The sequence below is a fragment of the Rhodovulum sp. 12E13 genome (assembly GCF_003340565.1).
Lineage (GTDB): Bacteria > Pseudomonadota > Alphaproteobacteria > Rhodobacterales > Rhodobacteraceae > HLUCCA09.
On sequence record NZ_QPLK01000008.1, the window covers coordinates 91,759 to 106,186 of the forward strand.

The 14,428-nt window shown below is 73.6% G+C and carries 12 protein-coding genes; 3 read left to right on the top strand and 9 right to left on the bottom strand.

Annotation, left to right across the window (positions count from 1 at the left end):
- Nucleotides 1-54: 54 nt before the first annotated feature.
- Nucleotides 55-747, top strand: a complete 693-nt coding sequence (locus DLJ49_RS09290; protein ID WP_115393260.1) for a metal-dependent hydrolase — start codon at nt 55-57, stop codon at nt 745-747.
- 129 nt (nt 748-876) lie between these two features.
- Here DLJ49_RS09290 and DLJ49_RS09295 read toward each other — a convergent pair whose 3' ends face one another.
- The 3 genes from DLJ49_RS09295 to DLJ49_RS09305 all read right to left on the bottom strand — a co-directional run bounded on the left by DLJ49_RS09295 (nt 877) and on the right by DLJ49_RS09305 (nt 5,293).
- On the bottom strand, nt 877-3,210 hold the full coding sequence (locus DLJ49_RS09295; RefSeq protein ID WP_115393261.1) for a peptidoglycan -binding protein: 2,334 nt from the start codon (nt 3,208-3,210) through the stop codon (nt 877-879).
- A 3-nt stretch (nt 3,211-3,213) separates the two neighbouring features.
- On the bottom strand, nt 3,214-4,461 hold the full coding sequence (locus tag DLJ49_RS09300) for a biopolymer transporter ExbB (RefSeq protein ID WP_115393262.1): 1,248 nt from the start codon (nt 4,459-4,461) through the stop codon (nt 3,214-3,216).
- 232 nt (nt 4,462-4,693) lie between these two features.
- The gene (locus DLJ49_RS09305; RefSeq protein ID WP_115393263.1) at nt 4,694-5,293 is read right to left on the bottom strand and encodes a gamma-glutamylcyclotransferase; all 600 of its coding nucleotides are present in this window, start codon (nt 5,291-5,293) and stop codon (nt 4,694-4,696) included.
- 44 nt (nt 5,294-5,337) lie between these two features.
- Between DLJ49_RS09305 and DLJ49_RS09310 the strand changes: the two genes are divergently transcribed.
- The gene (locus tag DLJ49_RS09310; RefSeq protein ID WP_115393264.1) at nt 5,338-6,345 is read left to right on the top strand and encodes a DUF2125 domain-containing protein; all 1,008 of its coding nucleotides are present in this window, start codon (nt 5,338-5,340) and stop codon (nt 6,343-6,345) included.
- A gap of 274 nt (nt 6,346-6,619) precedes the next feature.
- On the opposite strand, the gene DLJ49_RS09315 is transcribed toward DLJ49_RS09310, so the two are convergent.
- From DLJ49_RS09315 to DLJ49_RS09340, 6 genes are all read right to left on the bottom strand, one after another.
- A complete protein-coding gene (locus tag DLJ49_RS09315) occupies nt 6,620-7,432 on the bottom strand; it encodes an extensin-like domain-containing protein (protein ID WP_233488921.1) in 813 nt (270 codons plus the stop codon).
- Between the two features lie 539 nt (nt 7,433-7,971).
- Nucleotides 7,972-8,979, bottom strand: coding sequence for a prephenate/arogenate dehydrogenase family protein (locus DLJ49_RS09320; RefSeq protein ID WP_115393265.1), 1,008 nt, complete (start codon nt 8,977-8,979; stop codon nt 7,972-7,974).
- Nucleotides 8,976-10,061, bottom strand: a complete 1,086-nt coding sequence (gene hisC, locus DLJ49_RS09325) for a histidinol-phosphate transaminase (RefSeq protein ID WP_115393266.1) — start codon at nt 10,059-10,061, stop codon at nt 8,976-8,978. Before hisC ends, DLJ49_RS09320 begins: the two co-directional genes overlap by 4 nt.
- Before the next feature lie 25 nt (nt 10,062-10,086).
- Nucleotides 10,087-10,752 carry an NAD(P)-dependent oxidoreductase gene (locus DLJ49_RS09330; protein WP_115393267.1) on the bottom strand — a complete coding sequence of 222 codons (666 nt, stop codon included), beginning with the start codon at nt 10,750-10,752 and terminating at the stop codon, nt 10,087-10,089.
- A gap of 85 nt (nt 10,753-10,837) precedes the next feature.
- The gene (gene rpsD, locus DLJ49_RS09335) at nt 10,838-11,458 is read right to left on the bottom strand and encodes a 30S ribosomal protein S4 (RefSeq protein ID WP_115393268.1); all 621 of its coding nucleotides are present in this window, start codon (nt 11,456-11,458) and stop codon (nt 10,838-10,840) included.
- Nucleotides 11,459-11,657: 199 nt separating this feature from the next.
- Nucleotides 11,658-12,635, bottom strand: coding sequence for a Hint domain-containing protein (locus tag DLJ49_RS09340; RefSeq protein WP_115393269.1), 978 nt, complete (start codon nt 12,633-12,635; stop codon nt 11,658-11,660).
- 284 nt (nt 12,636-12,919) lie between these two features.
- Here DLJ49_RS09340 and xdhA point away from each other — a divergent pair, with 284 nt between their 5' ends.
- On the top strand, nt 12,920-14,395 hold the full coding sequence (gene xdhA / locus DLJ49_RS09345; RefSeq protein WP_115393270.1) for a xanthine dehydrogenase small subunit: 1,476 nt from the start codon (nt 12,920-12,922) through the stop codon (nt 14,393-14,395).
- The last annotated feature ends 33 nt before the right edge of the window (nt 14,396-14,428 follow it).

Here is a 14,428-nt window from a genome sequence, read left to right on the forward strand (position 1 = left end):
CGCCCCTCCGCGCGTTACGCTTCCGGGACAGTAGCGGCGCAGAGGGAGGCTGCAATGAAGATCACGTGGCTCGGCCATTCGGGCTTTCGCATCGAAATCGGCGACCAGATCCTGCTGATCGATCCGTGGCTGGCGGGCAACCCCGTCTTTCCCGAGGACCGGCGGGAAGAAGCAGTGGCCGGGGCCACGCATATCCTGGTCAGCCATGGGCACTTCGACCATGCCACCGACGCCGCTGCCCTGTCAAAGGAGACGGGCGCGCCGATCGTCGCCATCGCCGAGCTGGCCGGCTTTCTCGAAGCGACCGAGAGCGTCTCGGTCGTCGGCTTCAACAAGGGCGGCACGGTGGCCCTCGGCGACGTCTCGGTGACGATGGTCAACGCCGTGCATTCGTCGTCGACGAGCGGCGATGGCGGCCCGATCTACAGCGGGGGCGAGGCGGGCTTCATGATATCGCACGGGGGCCGCACCATCTATTTCTCGGGCGACACCGACGTGACCGCAGACATGGGCGTGATGCAGGCGCTGCACGCGCCCGAGATCGGCATTCTCTGCTGCGGCGGCCATTTCACGATGGACATGCGCCGCGCGGCTTATGCCGCCCGCACCTTCTTCGACTTCAAGACGGTGATTCCCTGTCACTACAAGACCTTTCCGCTTCTCGCGCAGTCGGCCCAGCCGCTCGCCGATGCCCTGCCCGGGATCGACGTGCAGCAGCCCGACGTGATGGAGACGCTGGAGCTGTAGACCCGGGTTTCCGGACGAGAATTCGGGGTCGCACACGACCGCCGGCGGCACGCCGACAGGCGCGGGACGGCAGAATATCGTCGAGAATTCTGCGGGGCGGCCGATCCTCCGTGCGAGGACGGGGTGCTGCTATCGCTCCGTGAGCTTCAGCTCGATGCGGCGGTTCTGGGCCAGGGCCTCGGGATCGTCGCCCGGGGCGATCGGCTGGTACTCGCCGAAGCCGTTGGCAGCGAGGCGGGCCGGCGGAAAAGCCAGGTCGTCGACCATGTAGCGCACGACCGACAGGGCGCGCGCCTGGCTGAGTTCCCAGTTGTCCTCGAAGGGCGAGCCGCTACCCAGCGGCGTGTCGTCGGTATGGCCGTCGACCCGGATGATCCAGTCGAGCTCGTCGGGAATCTCAGCCGAGATCTCTCCCAGAACCCGCGCCACGCGCGCGATCTGCGCGCGCCCGCCCTCCGACAGGGTGGCCGAACCCGGGGCGAACAGCACCTCGGAGGCGAAGATGAAGCGGTCGCCCTCGATCCGCACGTCGTCGCGCCCGCCGAGGATGCGGCGCAGCGAGCCGAAGAATTCCGAGCGGTAGGTCTCGAGCTCGCGCTTCTCCTGCTCCAGCCGCCGCGCCTCCTCCTCGAGCCGGGCAGCGCGTTCGGCCTCGAGTTCGGCGCGCGCCCGCTGCTCCTGGGAGACCCGCGCGAGCGCCTGGTTGAGCCGGTTGCCCAGGCTCTCGATCTGCACCTGTGCCTGCGCATCGCGCGCCTCGGACGCGTCGAGCAGGGCCTGCAGCGACGAAAGCTGCGAGCGCAGGGCGGCGACCTGCTCGTTGAGCACGGCCATCCTGCGCCGGCTGTCCGCGGATTCGGCTTCCGTCCGTTCGAGTTCGGCATTTGCCGTGGCGAGCAGCGCGGCGCGTTCCTCGGCCTCGCTCAGCGCCCGTTCCGCGCGCTGCTCGGCGGCGGCGCGGGCGGCCAGGGCGGCGGCCAGGCGGGCGCGGATGTCGTCGGCGTCGCCGGTCGCGTCGCGGAGGCTGGCATTCTCCGCCTCGAGCTGCGCGATGCGGTCGCGCGCGCCAGCAAGATCGGACGACAGCTGGTCGACCGTGGCGCGCGCCTCGCGCAGCGCCGCCTGCGAGGCGGCGAGGTTGGCCGCCGCGGTCTCGGCCCGGGCGGCGCGCGCCTCCGCTTCCGCGAGGCTGCCCTCCAGCGTGGCGATCCGGCCCTCTGCCGCGCTCAGGCGCGCGGCCCGGCTCGCGGCGGCCTCCTCGGCGCCGCCGAGGGCCGCGGCCAGTTCCTCGCTTTCGCTGCGTACCGCGGCAAGGTCCTGCGTGAGCTGGCCGATCCGTGTCTCGGCAGCCGACAGCGCCGCGGCGGTATCCTCCTCGCCAGAGCGCGCCTCGGCAAGCGCCGCGGCCAGCCGGGCGCGCTCGGCCTCCGCCGCGGCGAGGGCGTCGCGCAGGCGCCCGGCCTCGGCGCGCGCCTCCGCCAGCGCGGCGCGGTCGGCCGCGGCGGCCTCCTCCGACAGCGACAATTCCTCCGAGAGCGCAAGCCTTTCGGCCAGCGCGGCGGCAAGACGTTCGTCGAGCTCGGCCTCGGCCGATTGCGCGGCGGCGAGCAGCGTCAGCGTCTCCTCGGCGCGCGCCCGCTCGGCCTCGAGCGCGAGGCTCATCGCCGTCAGCTCGTCCTCGGCGCCCTCGAGACGCTCGCGCAGCGCGCGGGCCGCCTCGGCCTCGGCCAGCCGCGCCGCCTCTTCGTCCGAGAGCTGTGCGGCAAGATCGTCGGCCTGCGTGGCCAGCGCCTGCAGCTCCTCCTGCTGACCCGCATTGCGCGCGCGCAGGTCCTCGACCAGAGCCTGCAGCGCCTCGCGCCGCGCGGCCGCGAGGCGCGCAGCCTCGGCTGCCGCGTCGATCTCGTTCCGGCTCTGCGCCAGCGCCTGCTCGAGATCGGCGCGCGCCGCCTCGAGCGAGGCGACCTCTTCCGACAGCGCGGCGCCCTCGTCGCGGGCGGCGTCGCGCTGTGCCAGCGCCGTGTCGCGTTCGGTCAGCAGCTGCGCCACGCGCGCCTCGAAATCGGTGATCGTGGCGCGCGCCTCGTCCAGCGCGCCCTCCTGTCGCTCGACCTGCCGGGTGAGCGAGGCGATCAGCGCCGATTGCCGGTCGCGCTCGACCTCCGCCTCGCTCAGCGTGCCTTCTAGCGTGGCGACCTCCCCCTGCAGACGCTCCGTCCGGGCGCGCTCGACGCCGAGGGCCTCGGCCAGCGCGGCCACCTGCGCCTCGAACGACGATATCTGCTCGCGCGCCTGGTCGAGCTCGCTCTCCTGCCCGGTGATCGTCTCGCGCAGCATGAACTGCACGATCATGAAGATCGACAGAACGAACATCAGCACCAGCAGCAGCGCCGTCATCGCGTCGACGAAACCGGGCCAGATCGACGAGGAGAACCTGTTCCCTCCGCGGCGGGCGAGGGCCATGCGCTATTCCCCCGGGCCGGCCGCCCGGCGCTCCGCGACATCGACACCCGCGGGCCCACCCCCCGCGGGGCCGGGCCCGCGCAGGCGGCGCAGCTCCTTCGTCAGCTGGGCAATGTCGGCGCGGATATCGGCCACCGTCTCCTGCCGTCCGGCCGACAGCTCCTCGAGCAGGCGCAGCAGTTGCACGTCGATCGAGCGCAGACGCATCCGTGCCTCGCCGTCTTCGCCCGCGTCGCCGCCGTACCCGTCGCGCGCGCCCCGGTCGAGCCGCGCGACCAGCGCCTCCTGCGTCTCGGCGAGACGGGCGAGGGCGTCCGTTGTCCGGTCGCCGTGCTCCATCTGACGGGTCAGAGACGTGACGGCGGTCGCCACCTCCGACAGCTTGTCGTCGGTGGTGCGGCCGGCGGCGACCGAGCGCATCAGGGCCTCGCGCATCTGGTCCATCTGCTCCGCCATCTGGTCGAGCACCGCCACCATCGCGCCGGTTTCGCCCGACAGCTCGGTTTCGCCCGATGCGAAGCCGAGGCGGGTGATCGACGACAGCCATTCCTCGAGCTCGCGGTAGAAGCGGTTCTGCCCGCGCGAGGCGAAGAGCTCGAGCAGCCCCACCACGAGCGATCCCGCAAGGCCCAGCAGCGACGAGGAAAACGCCGTGCCCATCCCCTCGAGCTGGATCTCGAGGCCCGACATGAGCCGATTGAAGATCTCGACACCGCCCTCGCCGTCCTGCGGCGCGAGCGAGCGGATCGTCTCGACCACTCCGGGCACGACGGTGGCCAGCCCGTAGAACGTGCCGAGCAGGCCGAGAAAGATGAGCAGCGAGACGAGGTAGCGCGTGATGTCGCGCGCCTCCTCGATGCGGGTGGCGACCGACTCGAGAATGGAGCCCGCCGAGGCCGAGCTGATCTTGCGGTTGGCCCCGCGCGTGCGCAGCAGGGCGGCGAGCGGGACGAGCAGGCGCGGCACCGCGCCCGACCGCGCGCCGCCGATGGCGAAATCCTCGATCCACCGGACCGAGGTCGTCAGCTGGTAGACCTGCGCGAAGCACGACACCACGCCGATCACGAAGACCGCCGCGATCAGTCCGTTCAGCCAGACATTGGCGAGAAAGACGGGCGCCACATTGGGATAGATCGCGTAGACGCCGGCGCCCACCACGGCGAGCACGACGAGCATCTGCACGATCTGCCGGACGGGGCGGGAGAATTGCGGTTCCGGCGCCTCGTCGTCGGAAGGGGCGGTGAACTCCATGCCGCGTCTCGTTCCCCTCGGTGGCCCGCTCGCTGGGTCCGCTTCCGGCCGCCGGATCTGCCCCGGGGCTGGCGTGCCCTAGACTAGGGGGAGTGCGGCGTAAAGGCCAGCGACCGAGGCGCCTGCAAGGGCGGCAACTCCGCGAAAACCCGCGATCGTGTCGCCAGCGCCCGCCTGCCGGGCGCGCCGGGGCCGGGGCCGGGAGAGGCGCCGGCGCGGCTGCGGCGTTTGCTCAGGCGGCGCCGACAAGGGCGCGCACGCGGGCCGCGAGCCAGTCCAGTTCGCCATCCTGCACGCCCAGCGCCTCCAGGTGTTCCACGGTGTTGAAGAGGTAGTCCGCGTTCGGCCCCCGCCCGCCCACCGCGCGCGCGATGATGCGCGCCTGCTCTTCCAGCGGCAGGCCACCGCAATATTGTGCGTGGGAAGGGTCGATGACGTAGGCAAGCGCCGTCACCTGCCGCCCGTCGGTCAGCCACAGCGTCACCAGTTTCTCGACATAGGCCGACGAGATCAGCTCGCGCGCGCGCAGGGCGGCGAGCGCCTCGGCTTCGGTTCCCGGCCGGGCGCGCAGCGCCAGCCCCTCGCACGAGGCGCCCGCGCCCGCGTCGAGGGCCAGCACCAGCCCCGGCTCGGCCTCCGAGCCACGGTGGTGGATCGAGCGCATGCAGAACGAGCGGTGCCAGCCCTGCAGCATCGCGGGCGCCCGCTCGGCCACGTCTATCTCGGGGTTCCACAACAGGCTGCCGTAGCCGAAGACCCACAGCGGCGCGGCGGGGTCGTGCTCGGCCGGAATCGTGTCGGAACCCGAGGGCGGGGTTGGCGTGGTCGTCATGGCCCCCCATAAAGCCGATCGGGGTCGGAACGGAAAGGGCGCCGATGCGACGTGTACTGCTTGTCTTCGCCGCCGCGGTCGCGCTCTGGGCGGCATGGTGGCCCCTCGCCGCCTGGCGCAGCGTCTCGGCGACCGAAGCCTGGCTCGAGGCCCGCCGCGAGGCCGGCTGGCAGGCGGAATGGGCGAATGTCGAGATCCGCGGCTTTCCGCTCTCCTATGTCCGGACGCTCCTCGCCCCCGAACTGGCCGACCCGGACACGGGGTGGGCCTGGCGTGCCCCCGACCTCACGTTGGCCCGCGCCCGCCACCCCGAACTCGCCCAGCCGGGCCTCGTCGTGCAGTTCCCGCCCGAACAGGACGTCCGCACGCCCGAGCAGCGGCTGACCGTGGCCGGCGGGCTGCTGCAGGCCGAGATGCGGCTCGACGGGCCGGAGGCGCGGCTGGAGGGCGCCACGCTCACCGCGCAGGCCCTCGGCGTGACGTCGGATGCGGGCTGGCGGGCCTCGCTCGCCGCCGGGCGGCTGACGGCGCTGGCCTCGGAGGCTGCTCCCGAGGTGATGACCGTCACGCTGTCGGCCGAGGCCCTCGCCCTGCCCTCCGAGACGGCCGAGCGGCTGCGCCGGGCCGACCTCGCGCCGGGCACGATCGAGCGGATCGAGGGGGAGGCGGAAGTGACCTTCGACCGCGCCTGGGACATCGCGGCGCTGGAGGAGACGCGGCCCCAGCCCCGCCGCATCGTGGTCAAGGACGCCGCCCTGCGTTGGGGCGCGCTCGACCTTCGTGTGGCGGGAACGCTGGACGTGGACGACGGCGGGGAGCCGGACGGCGAATTGCTGGTGAAGGCGACGAACTGGCGCGAGATCCTTGCCGCGGCACGGGCGACGAACACCCTGCCCGACGGCATCGCCGACGCCGCCGAGGGCGCGCTCGAACTCGTCTCGCGCCTCGCCGGGAGCCCGCGCACGCTCGACATCCCGCTGGTCTTCTCGGGTGGCCGCACGCGCCTCGGGCCGGTGCCGGTCGGGCCGGCCCCCCGGCTCGCTCTGCCCTGAGCCTCGCGCGGGCCGGCCCGGATCAGGGGGGCCAGCCCCCCGTCGCCTTCGGCGCCTCCCCCCGGGATACTTGGAGCAAGAAGAAGCATGCAGGGGGCTCTGAAAGCCGAGCCCGGGAACGGAACGCCGCCGCGCGTCCCGTTGCCGGAACGCGCCGCACCTCGCGAATCGCGCCCGCCGAGGGGCGCGCGGCAGCCCAGGCCGGCGCGGGCGGGCGGCACTTCGGCGCGCGGGCGAAGGCGGGACGGGTGCAATCAGGCCCGTCGACGGGCGCTCACCGACAGTAGGGGCCGGAGCGGTAGCGGGCGGTATCGAAGTGGAAATGATCCTGGTGAAAGCGGTCAGAGTCGGGGCCGAGAACGGTGCCGAAGGGGCCGCAGGCGGCGGCGTGCATCCGGCGCAGGATCGGCCCGGCCTGCCGCGAGCGCCAGCCGTGCAGCACCGTTATGCGCTCGCCGCTCGCCAGGACGAGGGCGGAGATGTCGATGGCGCGGCCCCGCCCGTGCTCGGAGATGCGCGCGCCTGGGCGGTTGTTACGGGTTCGGCAGGCGTAGTGAGCGGCGACCTGCAGGGCGACGAGGCCGCCCCCGGTTGTGCCGACGGCCGGCTTGGCCCCCTGCTCCACCCAGTCATGCAGGGCCTGGGCGGTGACGCAGTCGACCGTGGCCGAGGTGGAGAGGCGAATGCCGGCGACCTCGGTGATGCGGACGGGGTCCGGAATCCCGCAGCCTGCCCGCTCGCCGGGAACGGGCGGGATGACCTTCCCCCGAATCGCGCGGTTGCCGCAGACCGATCCCTGCGCCGGCGGGGCCGGCTGGGCGCTGCGCCGGAACAGGCCGCCGAACAGGCCCGGCCGCTCTGGCGGGCGCGGCGCGGCGACGGCCGCCGCGGTGGCGACGCGGGTGGGCGCGGGCACGGCGGACGCCGAGGCGGACGCGGCCGCGGCGCGCGCCGCCTCTTCGTGGCGGGCGGCGGCGCGGGCGAGACCGGCGGGGCGCGCGGGCGGGCGGGGGACGGCGCGCGGGCCGGGCAACTGGACGGCGACCGTGCGCACCGCCGCCTCCGCCATCTCCGCCCCGACCGGCATGCCCGCCGGCCGCGCCTTCGGGCGAAGGACAGGCGACGGGGTGGGTGCTCCCGCCGCGGTATCCGCATCCGCCGCCGTCGCCGGCGCGGGTCGGGGCGGGGGCGGGGCCAGGCCAGGGGACGGGGCCGGGGGCGGAGGTGACGCCGCCGCGCGGCCGGTCTGCCCCGCGACGGCCTCGCTGTCCGGGGGCGGGGCCGCGGATGCGGCGGCCCTTCCCGGCCCGTTCTGCAGGGTGCCTCGGTCGGGAGCCGAGCCTGAACCGGCGGCCTCGCCGGCGGGATCGGTCTCGACGCCGCGAGGCCCGCCCCCGGGAGAGGAAGAAGGAGACAGGACCGGTGGAGGGGCGGCCGCGGTGATGCCCGCACCCGACGCGGCACCGTGGGATCCGGGCGCAGGCGTCGCCGCCACGGCCATGCGGGGCTCGGGTCGCAGGCTCTCCGCGGGGGCATCGGCCGTGGCAGGGGCGCCGAGCGTCGTGCCGACGGCCAGCGCCGCGGCGGCGAGCGCGGTCGAGAGAGCGCGCGGGAGGGTGGCGGCGCTCACCCGGCCCGCGCCGCCCGTGGGCCCGGCGCACCCTCGCCGGATGCCTCGGAGGAGGGGCCATCGGCGGACCCGGCCGACGGGGCGCGGCCGACGACCTTGACACGGCCGAAATCGGGGGCGTCGGTGTCCTGCCCCGCCTCGACGATGCCGCGGCGGATCGCCCGCGTGCGGGTGAAGTAATCGAACAGCAGGTCGCCGTCGCCGGTGCGGATCGCGCGTTGCAGCGCGAAGAGCTCCTCGGTGAAGCGGCCGAGGATCTCGAGCGTCGCGTCCTTGTTGGTCAGGAAAACGTCGCGCCACATGGTGGGGTCCGACGCCGCGATGCGGGTGAAGTCGCGGAATCCGGCGGCGGAATACTTGACGACCTCGCCCTCGGTGACGCGGCGAAGGTCGTCCGCGACGCCCACCATCGTGTAGGCGATCAGGTGCGGCGCGTGGCTGGTCACGGCGAGCACGAGATCGTGCCGGTCGACCGCCATCTCGTCGACATGGGCGCCCATCGCCTCCCACAGCGCGCGGAGGCGCGCGACGGCGTCAGGGTCGGCGCCCTCGCCGGGCAGGATCAGGCACCAGCGGTTTTCGAACAGCTCGGCGAAGCCGGAGCGGGGGCCGGAATGCTCGGTGCCCGCCAGAGGGTGCGCGGGGATGAAATGCACGCCCTCGGGCACGTGGGGGGTCACCGCCTCGACCACCGCGCGCTTGACCGAGCCCACGTCGGTCAGCGTCGCGCCGCGGGCGAGATGGGGCCCGATCTCCGCGGCCACGGCGCCCATCGCGCCGACCGGCACGCAGAGGACAACGAGGTCGGCGTCCTCCACCGCCTCCGCGGCCGTCGCCACCACCCGGTCGCACAACCCGTCCTCGGCGGCGATCCGGCGCGTCTCGGGCGAGCGGGCGGTGCCCACGATCTCGCCGGCGAGGCCCCCGCGCCGCATCGCGTGCGCCATCGACGAGGCGATCAGGCCGAGGCCGATGAGGGCGACGCGGTCGTAGACCGGGCTCATGCAGCCTCCTCGCGGAAACGGGCGAGGGCGTCGAGCACCCGCGTCGTGTCGGCCTCGGTGCCGACGGTGATGCGCAGCCCTTCGGGGAAGCCGTAGCCCGTCACCCGCCGCACGAGGATGCCGCGCGCCTGCAGATGCAGATCGGCGGCGCCCGCCTCTTCGGGCGACCGGAAGCGGGCGAGCACGAAATTGGCCTGGCTGTCGTCGCAGGCGATTCCCATGGCGCGCAGCGCCTGCGTGAGACGCGCCCGCTGGGCGGCGTTGATCGCCAGCGTCTCGGCCACGAAGGCACGGTCGCGCATGGCGGCCTCGGCGGCGGAGAGCTGGGTGCCCGACAGGTTGAACGGCCCGCGGATGCGGTTGAGCACGTCGATCACCGCGCGCGGCGCGTAGCCCCAGCCGATCCGCAGCCCGCCGAGCCCGTAGAGCTTGGAGAAGGTGCGCGTCATCACCACATCGTCGCGCGACTCGACCAGCGCCGCGCCGCCGTCGCAGCCCTCGGCGTATTCGACATAGGCCCCGTCGAGCACCAGCAGGCACGCCTCGGGCAGGCCGGCGGCGAGCCGTGCGACCTCGGCCTCGTGCAGCATCGTGCCGGTCGGGTTGGCCGGGTTGGCGAGGAAGACGAGCCGCGTGCGCTCGCTCGCCATGGCCAGCAGCGCGTCGACATCGACCCGGCGCTCGCGCTCGCGGGCGACGACCGGGGTCGCCCCGGCGGCCAGCGCCGAGATGCGATACATGGCGAAGCCGTGCTCGGGGTAGAGAACCTCGTCTCCCGGCCCGGCATAGGCCTGGCACAGGACGTGGATGATCTCGTCGGAGCCGACGCCGCAGACGATCCGACCCGCGTCGAGCCCGTGGACATCGGAGATGGCGGTGCGCAGGGCCGCGTGATCGGTCGACGGGTAGCGGTGCAGCGTGGCGGCCGAGGCGCGCACCGCCTCCATCGCGGCGGGGCTCGGGCCGCGCGGGTTCTCGTTCGACGACAGCTTGAGCACGTCGTCGCGTCCCGCGATGGCGGACTTGCCCCCCTCGTAGAGCGCGATATCCATGATGCCGGGCTGCGGCGCGATCGGTGCCATGCGGCCCTCCCCTTTTCGCGGCGTTCTATCGGCTGCCGGCCCGCGGGGCCAGAGCCTTGTCGGCCGTGGCGGCAGCAGGCCGCCCACCCCCGCGCCGCGCCTCGGCGACGAAGGGCGCGCGGCGCACCAGCTCCTCGTCGAACAGTGCGTCGACGGCGGCGACCGCGAGGTCGGCCCGCGCGACGCGGCCCGAGACCGGCCGGTCGAACGACAGCGCCGCTCGCCCGGTCGCTGCGCCGTTGGTCAGCCGCGGCGGGCGCAGCATCGTCCACCGCGCTTCGGCCAGCGTCAGGATCGCGAATTCGCGCTGCCGGTCGAGGATCATCTCGCCCACCAGCCGCGCGAGCAGCGGGCCGAAGCGCCGCTCGGGCCATGGCTTGCGGTCGCCCGGCGCGTCGACCGCGGCGCCCGCGACGGTCACGAGGCGCAGGCCGGAACAGGGTCCGAGCGCCTCCGCGAGCGCCGAGCAGGCCCGGTTGCCGCGCGAAGAGGCGAGAGCCGAGATCGCGGCCCCGCCTGCAGCCTCGCGGACCGCGGCGGTGTCGGAAAGGTCGAGCACGCGGTGCGCGGCGGCGCCGGCGACCTCGACCGGGCGCCGGGTGATCGCCAGCGGCGCGTGGCCGCGTCGCGCAAGCTCGGCCACGATCAGCCGCCCCGTTCGCCCGTTGGCCCCGAAAACCGCGACGTCCATGGCAGACCTCCCGAGCCCGAAGGTAGGGCCGCACACGAAAAAGGCCGCCTCGCGGCGGCCCTCTCCCTTGCGGCCCGCACCGCGATCAGTTCTGCGCGTAGAACTCGATCACGAGGTTCGGCTCCATCTGCACCGGATAGGGCACGTCGCCGAGGCCCGGAGTCCGCACGAAGGACGCCGTCATCTTCTGGTGGTCGACATCGAGGTAGTCGGGCACGTCGCGCTCGGCGAGGCCCACGGCCTCGAGCACGATGGCGAGTTGCCGCGACTTCTCGCGGATCGAGACCACGTCGCCCTCGCTCACGCGATAGGAGGGGATGTTGACCCGCTTGCCGTTCACCTCGACATGGCCATGGTTCACGAACTGGCGCGCGGCGAAGATCGTCGGCACGAACTTGGCGCGATAGACCACGGCGTCGAGGCGCCGCTCCAGCAGGCCGATCAAGAGCTCGCCGGTATCGCCGCGCTTGCGCTCGGCCTCGGCGAAGATGCGGCGGAACTGCTTCTCCGTCAGGTCGCCGTAATAGCCCTTGAGCTTCTGCTTGGCGCGGAGCTGCAGGCCGAAGTCGCTCATCTTGCCCTTGCGGCGCTGGCCGTGCTGGCCGGGGCCGTATTCGCGGCGGTTCACGGGGCTTTTCGGGCGGCCCCAGATGTTCTCGCCCATCCGGCGGTCGATCTTGTATTTGGCAGCGGTGCGTTTCGTCACCTCTGGTCTCCTTCCCTGCGGGCGCGGTGCCCGCGTTGCATGAAGGGCGTTGTCCTTTCCCTCGGGCCGGTCGAGCCCGCCCTCGGGCGACAGGCATCCCCTCGCGGGGGCCGCCAACACCAAACGATCCGGCATCCGCCGGAAGCGCGCCGTATACACCCGCGCGCCTCGGTGTCAACCGGCGGGCGCCTCCCCTTCTTCAGGCAGCGGCACGGCGCAGCACCATCCGCGGCGAGGGCCACAGCGCGGCATGGCCGAGCGCGATGGCGGCCTCTCCCGCGCCGAGCCTCCGCATCGGGCTCCGCTCCGCCGGGCCCGCGAGGCAGGGCAGGCCCCCCGCCATCACCAGCGGCGCGCCGTCGAGCGTCAGCGCGATCAGGTCGGCCCGGTGCGCGGACCGGGCGACGGGAAGCGCCCCGAGGTCGCCCGCCCTCACGAGCGCCTCGCCCAGCCCGAACAACTCGGACAGCGCCGCGCCCTCGACGCCGAGCCACGTGTCGTGGCCGACGGTCACCTCGGCGCCGGGCGCCGTCGGGCCGAACAGCCAGGCAGGAAGCGCCACCGCTCCCGCCGCCGGGCGCAGCCGCACCGCCCGCACCGGACGCGCGCCAAGGTCGGTGAGCACCGCGTCGCCGGGGCGAAGCCGCTCCACCGGCACCGGCCCGCGGGGCGTCTCGACCGGCGTGCCGGGCACGAAGCCCGCCAGGGCCCGCGTCGGCGCGCGCGCACTGCCGTGATGGGCCGAGACCACCCAGAGCGGCACGCCGCGCGGCGGCACCGCCCGGTCGAACAGCGCGAGCGCCGCGCCGTCGCGCCCCGGAAGGTAACTGACCGACCACGCCCGGCGGCCGTCCGTCAACACGAAGCCCGTGCGCAGGAGGCGTTCCTCGGCCAGCGGCAGAACGGGCATGCGACGACGCGACAGAACCGGCAGCGGCCCGCCGCGCTGCGTGACCCGTGCCGCCCGCCGCGCCGCGACCCGGCGCAGCGCGGCGCGCCCGACGGCCGCCTCGAGGCGCAGGGGCGTAGGCACCGCGTCGAGCCGCCACAGCTCGCCACGCCACCCCCATTCGCTGCCTACCCTGAGCCCCTGGAGCGGCGCCCCCTCGACCCCGTCGATCTCGACGTGCGACCACTCGGTCGCGTAGAGGGCGCCCCCTCCCGCGGTGCTGCTCATCGCTCTGCCTGCCTGTATGTTCTGTTCTTGTCGATTATTGTGCCGAGACGGTAGCATGCGACGCGACCTGCGCAAAGATGCGGCCGGTCCGACAGCACGGGGGCGTGGAATTGGGCCACACACGCGAGCAGGCACTCTGCCTGCGGCCGGCGCGTCGCGCCGCCCTTGCATCGTCGCGCGCTTCGCGCTTTGCTGCGTCCGCGAACAGGGCCGCGCCTTCTACGCCGCATCGAGGGCGCGCGCCGGGCTCCGATGTCTGGTAACGCGGCGGATCGTTTCGACCCATGGAGATCGCCTTCGTCCTGAACGGCGCGCCGGTGCGGATCGACACCACGCCCACGCGCACCCTGCTCGACTGGTTGCGCGAGGAACGCGCCCTGACCGGTACCAAGGAAGGCTGCAACGAGGGCGATTGCGGCGCCTGCACGGTCATCGTGACCGGCCCCGACGGCACCCCGCGCGCGCTCAACGCCTGCATCCTCTTCCTGCCGCAGCTGCACGGCAAGGCCGTGCGCACCGTCGAGGTGATCGCGGGGCCGGACGGGGCGCTGCACCCGGTGCAGCAAGCGATGGTCGAGCACCACGGCTCGCAATGCGGCTTCTGCACGCCGGGCTTCGTCGTGGCGATGGCGGCCGCACACGCTCGGGGGCGCACCGACCACGAAGATCAGCTCGCCGGCAATCTCTGCCGCTGCACCGGCTACGCGCCGATCCTTCGGGCCGCCCGCGCCGCCGAGGGAGCGCCCATACCCGCCTGGGTCGCCGAGGACGCCGCCGCGGCCCGGAACCACGCCCGGCAAGACACCCAGGCTGACGACGCCCATCCCGTCTTCCGGCCCGACATATCCTCGGGGGAGCGTGGCGATGCCGCGCGGGGGGCGGAAAGCCCCCCTCCGACGGCACCCGACGCGGCGCTGCCCAAGGATTCCGATGCCCTCGCCGCATGGTACGAGGCCCATCCCGACGCGACCCTGATCGCCGGAGCGACCGATGTCGGCCTCTGGGTGACCAAGCAGCTGCGCGACCTCGCTCCGGTCGCCTTCCTCCACCGCTGCCGCGACCTCGCCCGCATCGAGGTGAGCGAGAGGGAGGTCCGCATCGGCGCGATGGCGACTCTTGCCGAGCTGCACGAGGTCATGGCCCCGCTGCACCCCTCCTTCGCGGAACTGATCCGCCGCTACGGCTCGGTGCAGGTGCGCAACGCGGCGACCGTGGGGGGAAATATCGCCAACGGCTCGCCGATCGGCGACAGCCCGCCCGCCCTGATCGCGCTCGGCGCGACGCTGCATCTGCGCAAGGGCGACGCGCGCCGGTCTCTGCCGCTCGAGGACTTCTTCGTCGACTACGGCAAGCAGGACCGCGCCCCGGGCGAGTTCGTCGAGGCGGTCAGCTTCCCGCGCCGCCCCGACACGCTGTCCTGCCAGAAGCTGTCGAAACGGTTCGACCAGGACATCTCGGCGGTCTGCGGCTGCTTCGACATCGCCGTCGAAGATGACACCGTGACGCGGGCGCGCGTGGCCTTCGGCGGCATGGCCGCGACCCCGAAGCGGGCCCGCGCCGTCGAGGCGACGCTGGAAGGGCAGCCGTGGACGGCAGCGACGGTCGAAGCGGCCATGGCCCGCCTCGCCGACGACTTCCGGCCGATCGACGACATGCGTGCCTCGGCCGGGTACCGCCTGCGCGCCGCGCAGAACATGCTCGCCCGCGTTTTCGCCGAACGGGCAGGCGCGCGCACCAGCGTGCTGGAGATCGCGCCATGAGCCGGGGCGAACGAATTTTCGGCGAACATTCGT